Consider the following 18,310-nt stretch of genomic DNA (forward strand, 5'->3'; position numbering starts at 1 on the left):
TCTCAGACACTCCTGCTCTGCAAGGGGTGCCAGATCGCCGACAGCAGCGACTTCCACTCCGGGTCGGACGGCTGGTGCACGCCGGCGGTGACCAGCTCGACGGCCAGGTGCACCGCGTTGAGCAGCTGGTCGGCCGCCAGGCCGCCGTGCTCCTCGCTGCGCTGCATGAACTCGCCGATCAACCGGGCCACGTCGACGCCCTCGGTCGGCCCGAACTGCGCCGCGACCATCGCACCGAGCTGCTTCTCGCTGGGCGGCTCCAAGTGCAGCTGCAGGCACCGCCGCAGCAACGCGGGCGGGAACTCCCGCTCCCCGTTGCTCGTGATGATCACGATCGGGAACGACCGGCACTGCACCCGCCCGCCACGGATGGTCGCCGTGCTGCCCCAGTCGTCGGTCATGACCGTGACCTCGGGCTGCTGCTTGCTGATCCGCACCAGCTCGTCCAGCCGGAACTCGCCTTCCTCGAAGGCGTTGAGCAGGTCGTTGGGCAGGTCGATGTCGCCCTTGTCCAGCTCGTCCACCAGCAACACCCGCGGCAGCTCGTACGGCAGCAACGCCGTTCCCAATGGCCCGAGGTGGATGAACTCGCCGATGTCCGGTTCGTCGTGCGGACGGGCGCTCGCGGCCTGCACACGCCCGATGGCGTCGTACGAGTACAACCCGTCTTTCAGCAGCGTGCGCGACCCGATCGGCCACCGCAGCACCGGTCCCAGGCCGAGTTCCGACGCGATCAGGTACGCCAGGCTCGACTTGCCCGTGCCCGGCCTGCCGGTCACCAGCAACGGCCTGCGCAGGTAGATCGCCGCGTTCACCATCGCGACCTCGTGATCGGTCGACAGGTGCCAGCGGTTGGCCGCGTCACCGATCCGCCGCGAGGTCTCGCCGCCGTCGCTCACCGGCCTGGCCTCGACGTGCCCCGACCCGGGGAACCGCCGCCACGGCGGTGGTTTCGGCAGGTTGTCGATCGGCGCGCCGCGCGGCGCGCCGGTCCCGGTGTAGACCCGCCAGTCCTGGTCGGTCATGCCGCGGGCACTCCTTCCGGGATGACCATCCGCTCGGGGTCGTCCCACAAGATCGTCAACTGGTTGCCCACGTGCCGCAGCTCGAGGCCGTCGGCGTACGCGTTGGCACGGACCACCCTGACCCTGTCCAACAGGTGCTGGGCATTGCTCTCGTACAGAACTTTTTCGACCGCCGCACCGAACTCCTCGGCATCGCAGTCCCAGCGGTGCCAGATGATCATCGGAATTCCGGCGCGCAGCGCGATGGAAATCTCGTCGGCGTACGTCGCACCGGTCGGCGGGGCACTGAGAATCAGCGAGACGACGGTCGGGGTGCGTTCGAAATACGAGACAAGCTCACGCAAAGCCTGGTGCGCGTTCGACCGGTTCTGGTACCCGCCGCCCTTGGTGACGCTTTTGTGTTCACTGACTTGCGCCTTGAGCTCGTTCCAGCGAATATACCAAGCGCGGTGCCACTTGCGGGCTTTCATTCTTTCCAATGACCTGACGGACACGAGAAAGCGACATCCCATGGGTTCGGGAAATCGCGATTCGGTTTCCCACTGCCATTGGTCGACGTCCAGGTTCAGCAATTCAGTGGAGAGCAGGAACTCAAGGCGGATCGTCGGCTCGAACTGGGCCCATTCCGACTCGACGTTCTCGATGACCTCGGCCACCCGGAATTGCATCTCGGAGAGACTAGCGGCATGGATGTCCGGCGCTCGCTCCGGGTGCCAGCCATCGGTGATGTCCAGTTGTTTCCACGTGGCGATGCGGTAGGCGTCACCGCTCGGACCAGCGCGTTCGACCTGGAAGACCACATATCCGTCCGCGCGCTGGGGCGGCTTGCGCACGACCGTCGTCGCGATCTGCTCGCGCAGCTGCGTCAGCTCGGTGTCCAGGCCCAGTTTCCCGGCCTGACCACTGACCCAGCGGCGCAGCTCGACCGCGAGGTCCAGCCGCACCCTGGTGGCGAGGTGCTCGACGAAGACGATCGGTTTCGGTATCCCGTTCACGTTCGCGTTGAGCGTCTCGAGAGCGCGGAACATCTCCTGATATGTCGTTTGCTCCGGCAGGTCCAGCGCCGCCTCACCCGCGACGTAGCGGTACAGATCCCCGATATCGGGGATCACGACACCGCTGAGCAGCGTGAACAGTTGTCTGCGATCTTCGGGGGAGATCGTGTCGTACACGATCATTTCGTTGATCACCCGACGGACGTCCGACATGGCGGTCGAGCCGGGCTCCAGCCGTTCGAGGACGACGAGCAGCGCGGACAATCCGTCAGGTTGCTGTCTGCAGGCGTTGACGAGGCTGAACAGATGCGTCGTGGTCTGCGGGTATTCATCGACAGCCAGCGGGTGATCGAGTTCGTCGCTGACTATTCTGATCACCAGGTTTCGGCCGCTCAGATCGCTGAGGCAACCCACCCTCATCAACGCACGGACAAGCGGCCAAAGAACGCCGTTGTCACCGCCGTTGGCCTCCGTCATTCGGAACCTCTCCCCTATCCGATGGCGTGCCGTCCATCATAGGGTCGAAAGCAGACGGGGGAGAGCCCCTGAATCAACGACGCTGTGCTTGCTTGGCGTAACCGTCGGCGAGGCCGAACACTTTCTGGCCATACGAAACCGAGTTGTTGTAGGACATAATGCCTGCCCACCAGCCTGATGGCGTGCTCATGTCACGCGCGCCGACGCACAGGTAGCGAGCGGCGGCCAGCGCCGCGTCGTCGATCTGCTGCGGGTCGCCGCGGCCGTCACCGTTGCCGTCCGAAGCCCATTTGGCCCAGGTGGACGGGATGAACTGCATCGGGCCGACCGCGCGGTCCAGCGTCGGGTCGCCGTCGTAGCGGCCCCCGTCCGTGTCCGAGATGTGCTGCACGCCGGTCGAGCCGTCCAGCGGGACACCGATGATGGGCTTGGTCGGCCGCCCGTCCTGGCCGAGCTGCGCACCGCCGAACTGGCCGTGGTTGGACTCGATCCGGCCGATGCCGGCCAGAGTCGCCCAGGACAGCTTGCAGCCGGGCGTGGCCGACCGCAGGACGAGCTCGGCGTTGCCGTACGAGCGCAGCGCCCTTGGCGGGACGCCGGTCGTGGCAGCCACCTGGTTCGCCCACGCGACCAACGGATCGACGCCTGGCGTCGCCTGCGGCACGCTCTGCGCCGCGGGCTGCGGGACGACCGCACCGGGCTGTACCGGCGCGGGCTGAACCTGCAGAGCGGGGATCTCGGAGGTGACCGGACCGGCCTGCGGGGCGGACGTGGCCGTCAGCAGCCACACCCCGCCGCCCGCCAGTACGAGCACGAGCGCGACCACGGCGAGCCGCAAGAGCAGCCCTCGACGACGATCAACCACCACAGGTTGTCAACGACGAGGGCGAAGCCCCGTTACGTCCTCGATCAGGCGACCCGGATCAGGCAGCCTGGATCAAGCGACGCCGTTGCGCTGCTGCCGCTGCAGCCGCGCCACACACCACGCGGGCGCACTACCCCGGCGCAGGTGCTCGAGCACCGTCAGCGGTCCGAGGCGACGGCTCAGGTCAGACGGCGCCAGGCCGGCCGCGCGGTAGTCCAGCGCGCGCTGGTCCAGCGGGCTGATCCCCGCGTCCCACCACTGCTCGGCTTCGGCGAGACCGCCCACCATCTGCCAGTAGCCGGCCGCCGACGCGACCAGGTCCTGCGGCACACCGGGCAGGCGCTTGCTCATCGCCTCGGTGTAGCGCGGGTCGGCCGACTGCACGGCCACCCAGGACTTGGCACCGCCCTTGGCGCGCTGACCAGGGATCCCCGGCTGGGAAACGGTCACCGGTCCCTCGGCGAGCCACGTCGAGGCAATCCGGTTGATCTCCTCCGCTTCCGCGTCCTGCGAACGCTCAGCCGTCCACTGCCGAACCAAAGCGTCGACCCCGTGGTCGTCGACCATGCGTGCCTCCTGTGGGGGCGATGATCACTCGTTGCCGAAGACCGTAGGGGCGGACGGGGTCAAGAATCCAGAGTTGACTCATCATCAATCTCGCCACCTGGACTTATTCCCCATAATCCACCCGGACGGTCCAAGATGGATCGCCCGTCGGCGCTAACTGTGACGCAGCGTCATTAAGCGAAGAGGCTCTTGACAAAGGTGATGATCGCCTCCGCGCCGTCGCGCAGCCAGCCGAGCACCGTCTGCACGGCGTTCGCGGACTGCGTCGGCTGCGTGATCAGGTAGAACACCAGCAGCGCGACCACTGCCAACAGAAGTATCTTCTTGAGATTCACCGGCCCTGACTCCGTCCGCTCGCACCCCTCCAGCCCTGCGGCCGGGACCTGACCCCGAACACAGAAACTGACCGCCATCACTCTACGGGGGCAACGCTTCCCCGTGCAGACGGACACACCCCGTAATCACCCATTAGGGGAAGACCCTGAACGGCGTACATTTCACGCTGCGAACACGCACGACTACGCGTGGTTCCACCGGATCGGACCAATGCGGCGAGTCGTCCAGCGACACGCCGGAGACCAGCGCCAACGCCACCCGACTTGGTCAACAACAGGTCGGCGGCAACTTCATCCCGGCGGACGAGCCACCCGTTCACCGTAAGTCGCGGCAACCGGACACACGGAGGCACGATGAAGCACCTCGGGCCCTTCCAGGACCTGTGGGACGCATGGGACGAGGCCGACGAGGCCATCCGGGCCAAACCCCTCTACCACTTCGAACTCGCGGTCGGCGCCCAGTTCGACGAGCTGCGCGGCCACCTCGCCGCGGACCTGCCGGGCAAGGCGGCCAACGAGGCGGTCGCCATCATCAGCGTCGCGCTCAACCTGTTGCGCCGCCTGGGATACACCCCCGACGAGGTGGCTGAGCTCACCCGGGCCCGTGCGGCGGACCGGATGCGCGGCCAGACGTCGGCGATCCTCGACAAATACCGGCGGCAGTTCGGCGTGTGACCAGCCGTCACCGGGAAAGCCTGTGCCGCACGCGATCGGCGTCCGGGTGACACGGTCCGACGCGATGGACTCCCGGTGGTGAGTGCGGTCGCCGCCCGCGCACAGTTCGATCAGGTCGCCGGTGGCCGCGGGATCGGCCTCGAGGATCTCCGGCCGCAGCCACCTGGCCGGCAGGGCCCGGCTTGTGGCCACCGGCGTGCCGTCGAGCGCCACCCGGCGGGCGCCTTCCCTGATCACCAGGCTGCCGAGCCGGTCGCGGCTGGTGACCAGGACCGGGCGCACGTGTCCCTGTCCAGCAGGCGGAAAGCCAGGTTGACCGCTTCGCCGAACTCGCCCGCGTGCAGTGCCATCCGCAGCCGGATCCGCGCTTCTCGCGGGTGCCGATGGCAGTCGTGCCAGGGGATTCCGGCTGCCGCACAGGTCGACTCGACCGCGCCGTATTCGCAGCTGGTGGGTGGTCGTTCGCCGGATGTCGCCGAAGCCGACGACGTCGGCAACGAGGACGGTCCGGAATGCACCGGACCCGTCGCGTCTACAGCGTGCGGGCGATGATCTCCTTCATGATCTCCGTGGTGCCGCCGAAGATGCGCTGCACGCGCGCCGCCGTCCACGCCTTGGCGATCGGGTACTCGTTCATGTAGCCGTAGCCGCCGAACAGCTGCAGGCAGTCGTCCACGACCTTGCCGAGGCGCTCGGTCGTCCACATCTTGACCATCGCCGCGCCGTTGACGTCGAGTTCGCCCTTGAGGTGGCGGGTGATGGCCTGGTCGAGGAACGCCTTGCTGACCGCGACCTCGGTCGCGGCGTCGGCGAGGACGAACTTGGTGTTCTGGAAGCCGAACAGCGGACGGCCGAACGCGGTGCGCTCCTTGGTGTACTGGATCGTCTGCCGCACCGCGAGTTCCATCGCCGCCACCGCGGTCACGCCGATCACCAGCCGCTCCTGCGGCAGCTGCTGCATCAGCTGGATGAAGCCCTGGCCTTCCGCCTCGCCGAGCAGGTTGCCGGCGGGGATGGTCACGTTGTCGAAGTACAGCTCAGAGGTGTCCTGGCCCTTCATGCCGATCTTGTCGAGCACGCGCCCGCGCCGGAAGCCTTCCGCGCCTTCGGTTTCCACGACGACGAGGGACACCCCCGACGCCTTCTCCTCCGGGTTGGTCTTCGCCGCGACGATGATCAGCCCGGCCTGGGCGCCGTTGGTGATGAACGTCTTCGAGCCGTTGACGACGTACGTGTCGCCGGTGCGGATCGCTTTCGTCTTGATGCTCTGCAGGTCCGACCCGGTCCCCGGCTCGGTCATCGCGATCGCGCCGACCAGCTCGCCGGAGGCCAGCTTCGGCAGCCAGCGCTGCTTCTGCGCCTCGGTGCCGTACGCCAGCACGTAGTGCGCGACGATTCCACTGTGGACCGCGACGCCCCACGCGTCGTCACCGGCCCGCGCCTGCTCCTGCAACAGGATGGCCTCGTGGGCGAAGGTGCCGCCGCCACCGCCGTACTCCTCGGGGACGCTCAGGTTGAGCAGGCCGACCTCGCCCGCCTTCGTCCACAGCTCCCGGTCGACCTGCTTGGCCTCGGCCCAGCGTTCCTGGTTGGGGGTGAGCTCCTTCTCGCAGAACGAGCGGGCCAGCTCGCGGAAGGCGGTCAGGTCGTCGTCGAGCCAGGTCATCTCCGCGCCTCTCCCGAAAAACATTCCGTCAGTACGGAAGGTACATGCGTGCAGGACTGCATGTAAAGTACCCGGCATGTCCACCGAGGTACGACAGGCGCGTACTCAGCAGGAGCGCCGCGAGCGCACCAGGGCCGCGCTGCTCGACGCCACCGTCGACTGCCTCGTCGACCTCGGCTACTCCGGCACGACCGTGCACGAGATCTGCCGCCGCGCCGGCTTGTCGCGCGGCGCGCAGCAGCACCACTTCACCACCAAGGCCGAACTGATGGTCGCGGCGGTCGAGCACCTGTTCCAGCGGCTGCGCGACGAGGTCACGGGCTCGCTGGTGGCGCCGCCGGGACCGCAGCGTGTGCACGAGGCGATCGAACTGCTCTGGCGCGGGTTCTCCGGCAAGCTCTCCACCGCGGCACTGGAACTGTGGGTGGCCGCGCGGACCGACGAGGAACTGCGCCGCTCGATGCTCCCGGTCGACCGCGCGCTCGGCCGTTCGACGCTGGACATCTACCGCGAGGCCGCGGGCGTGGACGTGCCGGACGAGAAGCTGGAGACGCTCTACTGGCTGACGGTGAACCTCACCAGGGGCCTCGCGCTGGACGCGATGATCGGCGGCGACCCGGCCCGCCGGGCGCGGCTGCTCGACGAGTGGAAGGCCATCGCCGCCGCCGCGTACCACGATGTTGGTCGGCCCGGCCCTCGCTCGGGCCGACCAACACCCTGATAGGACATGGGCGCGTCCGCACTATGACGCCCGCAGCCGAAAAAAATTCGTGTGCTGCCCGCCGGTGGCAGGATCTAGGCATGACGGACATCTCCCGGCCACCCGCGCGGCGGTCGCCGGTGCGCCTGGTCTCCGGGCTGTTGTGGCTGGTCGCGGCCGGGCTGGGGATCGGATCCACGTTCCCTGTCGTGTTCACCCGGTACTTCCAGAGCGGCTTCCGGATCGACACCGCGTACTGGCAGACCCGCACGGAGGGCCTCAACGACGAACCCATCGTCGGCACCACGTACCTCGGTGTCCCCGTGGTGCTGGCGGCCGTGGTCCTGGTGGGAGCCTGCCTGGTCGCGTTGCTGTCCACGCGGCGGTGGGGCGCGATCGTGGCGGGCACCTTCGGCACGGGCATCCTGGTCGACTCGGCTCTCACCTGGTGGTTCGGCATGGCGACGCCCGAGTCGGAGGACGACCAGTCGCGGATCGAGGTCGGCACCGGCCTCGTCCTGATCACCGTGGCCACGGTCGTCGCCCTGGCCGCACTCGTCCTGGCGTTGGCCGAGCGCGCACGGCCCCAGTACGCACCGGCGCCGTACTACCAGCCACCGCACCAGCCCACGCACCCGCCGATGCGCCCGGTGCAGATGCCACCGCACATGGCCCAGCAGTCGGCACAGCAGCCCCCACCGCAACCCCAACCGCAGCGCTGGGAACCGGAGACGCCAAGCTATGGCGTACCAGTGCAGACCGAAGCGCCGCAGGAACCAGATACCCCAGCTCCGATCGAACCGCCGCCCGCCCCGGAACCCGGAACGATCTCCCGGAAGCTCGACGGAGAGGACAAATGACCGTACCGGCCCAGTGGCCCGTCGCCCGCTTGCGGCAGATCGGCTCCGGCGTGTGGATCCTCGCGGCTGTCGTGACGACAGCCGGTTCCTTCATGCCGCTGCTCACGTTCAACACCAACTTCGGCGACGGCGGAGCACGCCCCAGCATGTCGTACACCCTGTGGGGCGCCGACAACCGCGGCTTCGAGATGTTCCCGATGTTCGGCGTACCCGTCATCGTCGGGGCAGTCCTGCTGCTCGCGGCGGGACTGCTCGGGCTGATGTCGACGCGGTTGCACCCGGCGAGCGGCTCGGTGCTGGCCGCCAGGCTGATCGGCACCGGCGGCGCGGGCGTGCTCGCGGGCTCGCTGACGGTCGTGTTCCTCTTCCTCCAGGTGTTCGAATCCGTCGACGACGACGGCGCGTCCCGCGTGAACAACGGGATCGGCGCGTGGATGCTGATCGCCGCCGCGATCATCGCTCTCATCGCAGTCGTGCTGATGCTCGTGCCGAAACTCGCCAAACGGGGCGAGGAGCCCGAAACGCCCGCGATGGGCATCCCGGTGATCCGGGTCCTCGAGCCGGAGTACGAGGAGGAGAAGGCGGACGCCGAGCAGCCAGCCACTGACCCAAAGGGGTAGACATTCGTCGGCCCGTGCGGGCATGCGGAATGATCTGGCTGTGTCCGACTTGGCGGGCGCGTGGCGCGTGCCCGCCGCGTGCCTGGTGCTCGCGTTCGCACTGCTTGCCGCGTCCGGCTGGTGTGTGCTGAGCAGGGCCACGAGCCCGTCCGACGGTACCGTGATCAACATCGGTGATCAGGCGGTGTCGTCCAAAGCGGTCGTCATCCAGAAAACCACCGATGATGGGCTGTTCCGGGCGGGCGACGAGGTCGTCTCGATCAACGGGACACCCGTGCGGGACGCGGTCGCGGCCGGGATCGGCGGCCCGGCGGCGAAAGCGGGCGACGTCGTGCGGTACGAGCTGCGCCGCGACGGCGAGCGGGTGGATGTCGCGAAAACACTGAAACTTTTCCCGATCGCGGACGCTGTCGGGAAGAACTGGCCCACTTTGCTTGTCCTGGCGTTGATCCTGATCGTCGCCGCCGGGATTTTCACGGCGCGGCCGACGGATCCGGCCGCGCAGGCCGCGCTGCTGAGCTCGGCGCTGAGCTTCATCACCACGAGCGGGTCGACGCACTTCCAGCTGGAAGCGATCGATCTCGTGGCAGGCGGCCAGTTCTGGCGGTGGTACACGGGCGAGTTCAGCTTCATGCTGCTGTGGGCCGCGACCCTGCACATGGCGATCGCGTTTCCCGCTGTCTACAACAAGAACGCGTTCCGCAAACAAGTCGCGACAGGTTACGTCGGCGCCGTCGTGCTGTACGGCCTGATGGCGCTGTTCGCGTGGCAGTTCACCAGCGACCCGCTCGGCCGGTTCAGCCTGCTCGGCTCGCCCGTGCTGCCGGTGCTCTACACCTATCCCCTGCTGATCCTCGGCACGCTGGTGGTCCGGTACCGCACAGCACAGGACGAACTGGACCGGCTCAGGATGCGCTGGGTCGTCTGGTCGCTGGGCGGCGGCGCCTTGCTGTACTCGGCGTTCTTCGCGATACCCGAAGCGCTCATCGGCCGGACACTGCTGCCGAGCGAGCTGCACACGCTGGCGTTCCTGCCCGTGCCGATCGGTGTCGCGGCGGCGATCCTGCGCTACCGGGCGTTGAACATCGAGGTCGTCGTCAGCCGTTCGCTGGTCTACGGCCTGCTGTCGGCGGGCACGATCGGCCTCTACATCGGCCTGGTCAGCCTGCTGTCCCTGTTGTTCCCGCCGCTGGACGAGCTGTGGCAACAGGCAGCGGCGGCGGCGTGCGTCGCGGTGCTGGTGCAGCCGTTGCGATCCCGGCTCCAGTCGCTGATCAACAAACGCCTCTTCGGCGACGCGCACGACCCGTACCGCGTGGTGTCCACGCTGGCCGCGCGGCTGGAGGAGACGAGAACGCCCAACGAGACGCTGCCCGCGCTGGTCGAGACGATCGGCAGCGCGCTGCGGCTGCCCTACGTGGCGATCGAGATCCTCGGGTCGGCCGGGTCGCCCAACGAGCACGTGGCCACCTTCGGCGAGGCGGGCGGTGAGCTGTTCCGGCTGCCCCTGTCGTACCAGGGCGAACTGGTCGGGCAGCTGGCCGTGGCACCCAGGACCTCCCGGGAAGTCCTCGGCCGCCGGGACCGCCTGGTGCTCGCCGAGGTCGCCAGGCACGCGGGCGCGGCCGTGTACACCGCCCGGCTGACCCGGGACCTGCGGCGCAGCCGTGACAACGTCGTGCAGGCCCGCGAGGAGGAACGCCGCAGGCTGCTGCACGACCTGCACGACGGCGTCGGGCCGACGCTCGCGGCGATCTCACTGGGGCTGCACGCGTGCCGCAAGGCGATCGGGCCGGGGTCCACACAGGGCGAACTGCTCGCCACGCTGCAGGAGGAGCTGGACGGCGCCATCAACGAGATCCGCAGGCTGGCGCACGGCCTGCGGCCGCCGGAGCTGGACCGGATCGGCCTGGTGGGCGCCATCCGGGCGTACGCGAAGGCGATCTCGACACGTGCTGACGATCAGGGCGTGACAATCAGGTTGGACGTGCCGATAAGCATGCCGAGGCTGCCGGCGACCGTCGACGTCGCCGCGTACCGGATCGTGTCCGAGGCGCTGACGAACGTGACCCGTCACGCCGCGGCCCGGTCCTGCGCGGTCCGCCTGTGGGTGGACGACGACCTGCACATCGAGGTCGTCGACGACGGAATCGGGCTGCCCGAGCAGCCGGCAACCGGCGTCGGGTTATGGTCGATGCGCGAACGGGCGACCGAACTGGGCGGCGACTGTGTCGTGTCAGCGGGCAACGGCGGAGGCACCAAGGTGCGCGCCACGTTGCCGCTGCCGAAGGAAGGCGGGTGAGGGTGATGGATCCGCTCCGGGTCATGGTGGTTGACGATCACCCGCTGTTCCGGTTCGGGCTGTGCACCGTGCTCGCCGACGTCCCGGGCACCGAGGTGGTCGGCGAGGCGGCGACCGGGCTGGACTCGGTCAGCGCGGCCAAGGCGCTGCGGCCGGACGTGGTCGTGATGGACCTGCACCTGCCCGACATCAGCGGGATCGAGGCGACCAGGCAGATCGTCACCGAACTGCCCGGTACCGGTGTGCTCGTGCTGACCATGTTCGACGACAGCGAGTCGGTCTTCGCCGCGATGCGCGCGGGCGCACGGGGTTACCTGCTCAAAGGCGCGGGCCAGGACCAGATCGTGCGCGCGGTGCACGGCGTCGGCCGCGGCGAGGCGATCTTCGGCTCGGACATCGCCACCCGGGTGCTCGGCTACTTCAGCACACCGCCGCCGAGCAACGACCCGGTCTTCCCCGAACTCACCAGCAGGGAACGGGAAGTGCTCGCGCTGATCGCCGAGGGGCACAGCAACGCGACCATCGCGCGTGACCTGTGCCTGAGCCCGAAGACCGTGCGCAACCACGTGTCCAGCATCTTCACCAAGCTGCACGTGGCCGGCCGGGCGCAGGCGATCGTGCGGGCCCGCAACGCCGGTCTCGGCTGAGCCGTTCACTGTCCCCAAAGGACTCGTTACGGGGTTTGCGTAACGAGCCGGTCTCGGTTGCGTTTTTCCTTGCCCGACTGGGGCATTGGGCTAGGAGTTGGTACCCGGTGGTGGGTGTGCCCGGTCGGGCAACAACGGGACATCGGTCCCATGTGGCCGGGACGCCCCTTCGGGCAGGCTGTGTGCAGTCGAAAGTCCAAGACGTGCCGGACGAATTGGGGACGTTCGCCACTTCAGCGGGGAGAGAGATCGAAATGCACGAGCAGCGCCGCACTCCAGTCGTCGTCCGAGCCACCGACCCCATTCTGCAGAACGGCGTGCACATGGCCCTGCGGACCCGTCCGGAGATCTGGCTCGTCGACGAGGACTCGGCGACCACCGAGGCGGTTGCCCTGGTTGTCACCGACCGGTTCGACGAGCGCGGCAGCCAGCTGCTGCGCACACTGCAGGTCCGCGGCTTCACCCGGATCGTGTTGATCGCGGGTGAACTTGAGGACGCCGAGATCCTGACCGCCGTGGAAGGTGGCGTCTGCGCGGTGGCCCGCCGCTCGGAGACCACCCCTGACGTGCTGGTCCGCCTGGTCAAGGCCGCCGCGTCCGGCGAGGGCGCGCTCCCGCCCGACATGCTCGGCCGTCTGCTCAACCGGGTGTCCCGGCTGCAGCGGCACGTGCTCGAGCCGCGCGGGCTGCACCTGGCCGGGATCACCAACCGGGAGACCGAGGTGCTCAAGCTGGTCGCGAATGGACTGTCTACTAAGGAGATCGCTGACCAGCTGTGCTACTCGCAGCGGACGGTCAAGAGCATCCTGCACGACGTGACCAACCGGTTCCAGCTGCGCAACCGTTCGCACGCGGTGGCGTACGCGCTGCGTGAAGGCTTGATCTGATCTCCTCGACGGTGTGTGGAAAGCCCCGCTCGCGCGGGGCTTTCGGAAATGGACGGGCGAAGCCGTGATCACCGAAGTGGACGACGCGCTGTGCAGGCTCTTCGGCAGGCAGATGCCGGAGGGCACCGTCGTGCGGCTCGATCCGCCGAAGCCGACGTGGCAGACCGAGCGGCCGTCCAACACCATCGACCTGTTCCTGTTCGGGTTGCAGGACGACACCGGCGCGCCGCCGCAGGGCGAACCGGTCCGCCGCTGCGAGCTCTCCTACCTGGTCACCGCGCGCGCCGAGAAGATCCACGAGGAACACCGGCTGCTTGACCGCGCACTGCGCACCGCGATGTTCTCCGGCACGTTGCCCGACGACTGCATGCCCGCGGCGCTCGCGGTGACCGACCAGCCGGTCTACCTCAAGATCGCCAACACCGGGCCGGGATCGCTGTGGACCAGCCTCGGGATGCCCGCGCGGGCGGCGTTCGTGATGAACGTCAGCGTGCCGGTGCTGCCCGAACCGGCGACCAACAGCACCCGCCGGAACCCGCGCCGAGTCTGGGAAACGCCTTAGTCCAATGCGCTCAGGCGTTGGCCGATCAGCACGATCGCGCCGATCGACGCGAGCGTGCCGCCGTTGCACGTGAACCACTGCTCGGAGCTGCTCACGTGCACGGGCTCGCCGTTGTGCGGGGTGACCATGACCGCCAGCTCGTAGCCGAAGGTGCCGGTGGCGATCGCGCCGTCGTGGTTGAAGTCGATCGCGCAGTCACCGTGGAAGACCATCGTCGCCGGTTTGAGGTACGTGGTCCCGCGCTGCGCGAACCGGTGGCTCGCCGGGCAGGTGATGCTCGGCGCGTCGGTGCCCAGACCGCTGATGAACATGCCTTCGCTGATCCGGTCGAGCACAGCGAGTTCGTCGGTCGGCCCGTCGGCGGGTGTCACCACGACGGCCCCGCGCAACGTCAACGCCAGATCCACCGCCACGTGGCCGATGTCAGCCGTCGCCGCCGCGATCGGTGTGTCGGGCAGCGTGTACCGGGCCATGAGCACCCCTTGCGCGCGGAAAAGACGAGGCGGCATCACGTTATGGCCTGAAGGCCCGGTTCCGGCGGCCCGAAAGGGCAGCACATCGGGCGCAGGACCGGACGTTTCGGCGTACGCGCCAGGGATTACACGGCCGAAACACCGGTGCAATACCGGGCGGCGAGCCTGGTCGCATGACCGATACACACACGTGGCGACTGCGCGTCGAGCTCGACGACTCCCCGGGTGTGCTGGCGCGGATCACCACCCGGCTGGCCGCCCGCGACTGCAACGTACTGGCGTTGTCGATCCTGCCCGTGCCGTCCGGCGTGGTCGACGAGCTGGTCGTCAAGGCCGCACCGGACGTGCCGCCTGCCGAGCTGGTCAGGGAGATCAGGGCGGAGGGTGGCAGGTGCCTCGGCATCACCCACGCCGATGTACGCGACCTGGTCGATCCGCCGACCGCGGCGCTGCGGGCGGCGGCGATGGCGTTCGAGGACCCGTGTGCCGCCCCCGAGGCGCTGCGCACCCTGCTCGCCGCCGACTCGGTGACCTACGAATCGGGCGAACCGGGCCGGACGCTGGACGGCGGGCACCGCGCGATCCTCGATCTCGGCGACGGCACGACCGTGGCCGCCCGGCGCGGCTGGGCGCCGTTCACCGACGTCGAACTGGCCCGCGCGGCCGTGTTCACCGCGATGTTCGCGTCGGTCGCGGTCGACGCCGACCCGCCGTCGGCGATCGTCTTGCCGGACGGTGCGGGTGTCGTGCTGCGCCGCGGGGACATCGCCGACCTGGAACCGGTGTCCCAGCTGCATGCGCGCTGCTCAGCGCGGACGTTGTTCGCCAGGTACCACTCCGGGGTGCGCACGCTGCCGCGGCGGTTGCTGCACCGGTTGCTGACTCCGCCGCGCGGCAGCACGATCCTGGCTGTCTGCGGGCGCGAGGTCGTCGGGATCGGGCAGCTGATCCGCACAGCGCGGCCGGAGGAGGCCGAGGTGTCGTTGTTGATCGAGGATTCCTGGCAGCACAAGGGAATAGGCACGGCGTTGCTGCGCAGGCTGGCGGTGGCGGCACGGGCCGAGGGGCACCGCGAGCTGGTCGCGTGGTGCCTGCCTGGTGAGTCCGGGTTCGAGCGCACGGCGGTGCGGGCCGGGATCTCGTTGTCGGTACGCACCGAGCAGGGCATGCACCGCATCGGCCTGCGAGTGGGTGAGAGCGCTCCCCAGGCGATCGGGACGCGTTGACGTTCCTCCGCGGCCTCCGCACCTGATCAGGCTACGCTGGCTTGACTGTGCGGAGTTGGGAGGAACGCAGGTGGCCAGTCGACCGCTCTCCGGAGCACGACCCACTCTCGAGGACGTCGCCGCGGTCGCGGGTGTGTCCCGAGCGACCGCGTCACGCGTGCTCAACTCGTCGCCCCGGGTGAGCCCGGAGGCACACGAAGCGGTCACGGCCGCCGCGCTGAAACTGGGGTACCAGCCCAACCAGGCGGCACGGACACTCGTCACGAGGCGGACCGGCGCGATCGCGATGCTCGTGTCCGAGCCGCAGGCGAAGGTCTTCAACGACCCGCACTTCGGCGCGCTGGTGCGGGCGGCGGCGAGCGAACTGGCGAACTTCGACACCCAGCTGGTGCTGATGCTCGGTCTGGGCGAAGGCGCGCACGGCCGTGCCGAGCGGTTCCTGCGCGGCGGGCACGTGGACGGCGCGCTGCTGTTCTCGCCGCACCGGGACGACCCGCTGCCGTCGACGGTCCGCAAACTGCACCTGCCCTGCGTGTTCGGCGGGCGTCCGTGGGGGTCGCTGCGCGGTCTCCACACAGTGGACAACGACAACGAGGGCGGCGGCTACCTGGCCACCGAGCACCTGCTCAGCCTCGGCCGCCGGACGATCGTGTCCGTCACCGGGCCGCACGACGAGCTCTCCGCGCGGGACCGGCTGGCGGGCTGGACCCGCGCGACCGGCTCCGGCCCGGAGGAGCTGGCGCGCCTCACCGAGTCGGGCGAGTACACCCGCGAGGGCGGGTACCGGGCGATGAACATGCTGCTGCACCGGGTGCCCAAGCTCGACGGGGTGTTCGCCGCGAACGACCTGATGGCTGTCGGCTGCCTCAAGGCGCTGCGCGAGGCGGGCAGGCGTGTGCCGGAGGACGTCGCGGTCGTCGGCTTCGACGACAACCCGATGGTCGCCCCGCACACCGATCCGCCGCTGACGACGGTGCGCCAGGACCTCGGTGACCAGGTCCGCAAGATGATCGCCAACCTGACTGTGCTGATCGACGGCGGTTCGGTCCGCAAGCGCGAGGTGCTTCCCGTGCAGCTGGCTCGCCGCGAGTCCGCCTGATCGTGCCGGTCGCCTGGTCGTGACGGGGGATGCCGGACCGCCGCGTCCGGCATCCCCCGCACGGATGCCCGGAGCGTCACCTCCGGGCCACTTTCTCCCCTGCCCACTCGGCGCGGTCTGACGTCCGGCATCCGTGAGAGCGCTCCCACCCTCTCTCGGAATCGACACCGTGTCAAGACGTGTCCTGGCAGGATGGTCGGGTGACCGACGGCGACCGGGTGCACCTGGACGAGCGGACCTCATCGTGGCTGACCGACGTCCTTGGCAGGCAACGAATCGTGGCAGCCCGTTCGTTGTCAGGCGGCTTCCGGAACCACAACGTCCGGCTCGTCACCGACATCGGCGAGGAGTACGTACTTCGCCGGTTCCTGCACGACAACACCTGCGCCGTCGAAACCGCGCTGGCCGAACGGCTGACCGGTGTGGTCCCGGTGGCCGAGGTCCTCGCCGATGATCCCGACGGCGCGCTGACCGGCAGGCCGGCGATGCTGTCCCGCTTCGTTCCCGGTGTCCTGCTCACCGAAGCGCTGCCGGCCTCGGCGGAAACACACCAGCTGGGCCACGCGGTCGGTGCGATCCTCGCCGCGATCGGCACCGTCACCTTTGCCCAGCCGGGGTTCTTCACGTCGGTGCTCGTGCCGGACGGGACGGACACGACGACACAACTGCCCGCGTTCGTCGAGCGATGCCTCGCTGAGGGCAACGCGGACCAGGCCTTCAGCGCCGGCGAGCTCGATGCCCTGCGACAGCACGCCGCGGACCAGGCCGCGTTGCTCACGCCGTTGCGCGGGGCGCGTCAGCTGGTCCACTCCGACTTCAACCCCAAGAACCTGCTTGTCGCCCGGCGGGACGGGACGTGGGTCGTCACCGCCGTGCTGGACTGGGAGTTCGCGTTCGCCGGTGCCCCGTTGGTCGACGTCGGCAACATGCTGCGGTTCCAGGACGAGATCCCGCCGGACTTCGCCGACGGCTTCATCGCGGGGTTCGCGGCGGCCGGTGGTGACCTGCCGGAGGACTGGCGTCCGGTCAGTCAGGCGCTGGACCTGTTCGCGCTGGCGGACTTCCTCACCCGGCCGCCCGGCAACCCGTTCTTCGGCAAGGCGGTCGCCGTCATCCGGCGACAGCTTCAGACCTGAGACGGCCCGCTCGGCGGGATCCTGCTCGCCCTGATCGCGGGCACCAGCGCGGCCAGCACCGCACCTACCGCCCCGACCAGCGCCGCGAAGACCCCGAGGTCGAAGTTCATCCGCTCCAGCAGGACGAACACGCTCACCAGGCCGACCACGGCGCCGGTGACGCCGACCCACGCCGCCTCCGCGATGACGCCGTTGAAGACCTGCGCGCGGCTCGCGCCGAAGCAGCGCAGCAGGGCGACGTCCCGCCTCCTGCGGCGGACCGTCACCGAGAAGGTCTTGTACACCACGACCTCCGTGACCACGAACATCGGCAGCAGCCACCACGCCGGCGCACGGGCCACGATCATCAGGATGAAGATCCCGATCACCACGGCGCAGCACACCAGCGAAGCCACACTGATCCGGTAGCCCGCGTGGACCGGATGCGTCTTCATCGCATCGCCGCCCGGACCGACTCGACCGTCGGCCTGGTCACCTCGTCGACGATCCTGCCGTCCGCCAGGACGTGGACCAGGTCCGCGTGCGCGGCCACGAACGGGTCGCGCGTGGCCAGCAGCACCGACTGGCCCAGCTTGCGGACCCACATCCGCAGGAAGCCCAGCAGCGCCGCGGCTTCGGCGCGATCCAGCTCCCCCGTCGGCTCGTCCGCCAGCACCACGTCCGGCTTGTTCAGGAACGCACGCGCGCACGCCACGCGCTGGCGCTGCTCCGGCGTGAGGACGGCTGGGTGCACGCGCAGCATGTGGGCCAGGCCGAGCAGGTCGACCACGGTGTCGAACCATTGCCGCTCCGGCCGGGATCCGGCCAGCTCCGGGCCGATCCGGATGTTCTGCCCGACCGACAGCGTGGGGAACAGGCTGCAGGTCGCGAACACGAACCCGATCCGGTCACGCCGCAGCCTGGTCAGCGCCGCGTCGCCGAGGCCGCTGATCCGATCCGCTCCCAGGTGGACGGTCCCCCGGTCGGGCCGAGTCAGCCCGCCGACGCAGCCGAGCAGCGTCGTCTTGCCCGAGCCCGGTCCGCCCACCACCGCTGTCAGCCGGCCAGCCGGCACGTCGAGATCCACCCCGCGCAGCACCCGCGCATGCTCAACGCCGCGAACACTCGCGGCGACCCCGACGGCAACCGACATACTCCAACGCTAGGTGGTTGGCCGGTGGCCGCACATCGGCTTGCGGACGTGTCGTGGATCA

At 69.2% G+C, this 18,310-nt stretch carries 21 protein-coding genes; 12 read left to right on the plus strand and 9 right to left on the minus strand.

Annotation, left to right across the window (positions count from 1 at the left end):
- Positions 1-2: 2 nt before the first annotated feature.
- From AOZ06_RS43080 to AOZ06_RS58210, 5 genes are all read right to left on the minus strand, one after another.
- On the minus strand, positions 3-1,025 hold the full coding sequence (locus tag AOZ06_RS43080; protein WP_054294636.1) for an AAA family ATPase: 1,023 nt from the start codon (positions 1,023-1,025) through the stop codon (positions 3-5).
- Positions 1,022-2,497 (minus strand): VMAP-C domain-containing protein, encoded by a 1,476-nt coding sequence (locus AOZ06_RS43085; protein WP_054294637.1) that lies wholly within the window; start codon positions 2,495-2,497, stop codon positions 1,022-1,024. The genes AOZ06_RS43080 and AOZ06_RS43085 overlap by 4 nt, the downstream gene beginning before the upstream one ends.
- Positions 2,498-2,570: 73 nt before the next feature.
- The gene (locus tag AOZ06_RS43090; protein ID WP_083472314.1) at positions 2,571-3,365 is read right to left on the minus strand and encodes a lytic transglycosylase domain-containing protein; all 795 of its coding nucleotides are present in this window, start codon (positions 3,363-3,365) and stop codon (positions 2,571-2,573) included.
- A gap of 69 nt (positions 3,366-3,434) precedes the next feature.
- On the minus strand, positions 3,435-3,929 hold the full coding sequence (locus tag AOZ06_RS43095; RefSeq protein WP_054294638.1) for a hypothetical protein: 495 nt from the start codon (positions 3,927-3,929) through the stop codon (positions 3,435-3,437).
- A gap of 173 nt (positions 3,930-4,102) precedes the next feature.
- Positions 4,103-4,264 (minus strand): hypothetical protein, encoded by a 162-nt coding sequence (locus AOZ06_RS58210; protein ID WP_169799067.1) that lies wholly within the window; start codon positions 4,262-4,264, stop codon positions 4,103-4,105.
- A gap of 354 nt (positions 4,265-4,618) precedes the next feature.
- Here AOZ06_RS58210 and AOZ06_RS43105 point away from each other — a divergent pair, with 354 nt between their 5' ends.
- Entirely contained in the window at positions 4,619-4,939 is a 321-nt protein-coding gene (locus tag AOZ06_RS43105; protein WP_054294639.1) for a hypothetical protein, read from the plus strand.
- Between the two features lie 78 nt (positions 4,940-5,017).
- Positions 5,018-5,491 carry a hypothetical protein gene (locus tag AOZ06_RS57360; protein ID WP_157233561.1) on the plus strand — a complete coding sequence of 158 codons (474 nt, stop codon included), beginning with the start codon at positions 5,018-5,020 and terminating at the stop codon, positions 5,489-5,491.
- On the opposite strand, the gene AOZ06_RS43115 is transcribed toward AOZ06_RS57360, so the two are convergent.
- On the minus strand, positions 5,472-6,605 hold the full coding sequence (locus AOZ06_RS43115) for an acyl-CoA dehydrogenase family protein (protein WP_157233911.1): 1,134 nt from the start codon (positions 6,603-6,605) through the stop codon (positions 5,472-5,474). The two genes, AOZ06_RS57360 and AOZ06_RS43115, sit on opposite strands and share 20 nt — an antisense overlap.
- Before the next feature lie 76 nt (positions 6,606-6,681).
- Between AOZ06_RS43115 and AOZ06_RS43120 the strand changes: the two genes are divergently transcribed.
- The 7 genes from AOZ06_RS43120 (at position 6,682) to AOZ06_RS43150 (ending at position 13,183) form a co-directional block, all read left to right on the plus strand.
- Positions 6,682-7,326, plus strand: a complete 645-nt coding sequence (locus tag AOZ06_RS43120) for a TetR/AcrR family transcriptional regulator (RefSeq protein ID WP_054294642.1) — start codon at positions 6,682-6,684, stop codon at positions 7,324-7,326.
- An 80-nt stretch (positions 7,327-7,406) separates the two neighbouring features.
- On the plus strand, positions 7,407-8,165 hold the full coding sequence (locus AOZ06_RS57365; protein ID WP_054294643.1) for a hypothetical protein: 759 nt from the start codon (positions 7,407-7,409) through the stop codon (positions 8,163-8,165).
- Positions 8,162-8,785 (plus strand): hypothetical protein, encoded by a 624-nt coding sequence (locus AOZ06_RS57370; RefSeq protein WP_054294644.1) that lies wholly within the window; start codon positions 8,162-8,164, stop codon positions 8,783-8,785. The genes AOZ06_RS57365 and AOZ06_RS57370 overlap by 4 nt, the downstream gene beginning before the upstream one ends.
- Before the next feature lie 40 nt (positions 8,786-8,825).
- On the plus strand, positions 8,826-11,087 hold the full coding sequence (locus AOZ06_RS60895; protein WP_054294645.1) for a sensor histidine kinase: 2,262 nt from the start codon (positions 8,826-8,828) through the stop codon (positions 11,085-11,087).
- Positions 11,088-11,089: 2 nt separating this feature from the next.
- Positions 11,090-11,734 (plus strand): response regulator, encoded by a 645-nt coding sequence (locus AOZ06_RS43140; RefSeq protein ID WP_054294646.1) that lies wholly within the window; start codon positions 11,090-11,092, stop codon positions 11,732-11,734.
- A 254-nt stretch (positions 11,735-11,988) separates the two neighbouring features.
- The gene (locus AOZ06_RS43145) at positions 11,989-12,621 is read left to right on the plus strand and encodes a response regulator transcription factor (RefSeq protein ID WP_054294647.1); all 633 of its coding nucleotides are present in this window, start codon (positions 11,989-11,991) and stop codon (positions 12,619-12,621) included.
- A 64-nt stretch (positions 12,622-12,685) separates the two neighbouring features.
- Positions 12,686-13,183 carry a Pvc16 family protein gene (locus AOZ06_RS43150; RefSeq protein ID WP_063810218.1) on the plus strand — a complete coding sequence of 166 codons (498 nt, stop codon included), beginning with the start codon at positions 12,686-12,688 and terminating at the stop codon, positions 13,181-13,183.
- Here AOZ06_RS43150 and AOZ06_RS43155 read toward each other — a convergent pair.
- Complete coding sequence (locus AOZ06_RS43155; protein ID WP_157233562.1) at positions 13,180-13,656, minus strand: hypothetical protein; 477 nt, start codon at positions 13,654-13,656, stop codon at positions 13,180-13,182. The two genes, AOZ06_RS43150 and AOZ06_RS43155, sit on opposite strands and share 4 nt — an antisense overlap.
- Positions 13,657-13,829: 173 nt before the next feature.
- On the opposite strand from AOZ06_RS43155, the gene AOZ06_RS43160 reads away from it, so the two are divergent.
- From AOZ06_RS43160 to AOZ06_RS43170, 3 genes are all read left to right on the plus strand, one after another.
- Positions 13,830-14,882 carry a GNAT family N-acetyltransferase gene (locus AOZ06_RS43160; RefSeq protein WP_054294649.1) on the plus strand — a complete coding sequence of 351 codons (1,053 nt, stop codon included), beginning with the start codon at positions 13,830-13,832 and terminating at the stop codon, positions 14,880-14,882.
- Between the two features lie 70 nt (positions 14,883-14,952).
- Positions 14,953-15,981: a LacI family DNA-binding transcriptional regulator gene (locus AOZ06_RS43165; RefSeq protein WP_083472317.1), complete on the plus strand. Its 1,029-nt coding sequence runs from the start codon at positions 14,953-14,955 to the stop codon at positions 15,979-15,981.
- 200 nt (positions 15,982-16,181) lie between these two features.
- Positions 16,182-17,117 carry a phosphotransferase family protein gene (locus AOZ06_RS43170; RefSeq protein ID WP_054294651.1) on the plus strand — a complete coding sequence of 312 codons (936 nt, stop codon included), beginning with the start codon at positions 16,182-16,184 and terminating at the stop codon, positions 17,115-17,117.
- Here AOZ06_RS43170 and AOZ06_RS43175 read toward each other — a convergent pair.
- Together AOZ06_RS43175 and AOZ06_RS43180 are read right to left on the minus strand one after the other, a co-directional pair.
- On the minus strand, positions 17,108-17,551 hold the full coding sequence (locus AOZ06_RS43175; RefSeq protein WP_054294652.1) for an FtsX-like permease family protein: 444 nt from the start codon (positions 17,549-17,551) through the stop codon (positions 17,108-17,110). The genes AOZ06_RS43170 and AOZ06_RS43175 overlap by 10 nt on opposite strands.
- A complete protein-coding gene (locus AOZ06_RS43180; RefSeq protein WP_054294653.1) occupies positions 17,548-18,249 on the minus strand; it encodes an ABC transporter ATP-binding protein in 702 nt (233 codons plus the stop codon). Before AOZ06_RS43180 ends, AOZ06_RS43175 begins: the two co-directional genes overlap by 4 nt.
- Positions 18,250-18,310 lie beyond the last annotated feature (61 nt).

Origin of the sequence: Kibdelosporangium phytohabitans (genome assembly GCF_001302585.1) — a bacterium.
Classification (GTDB): domain Bacteria; phylum Actinomycetota; class Actinomycetes; order Mycobacteriales; family Pseudonocardiaceae; genus Kibdelosporangium; species Kibdelosporangium phytohabitans.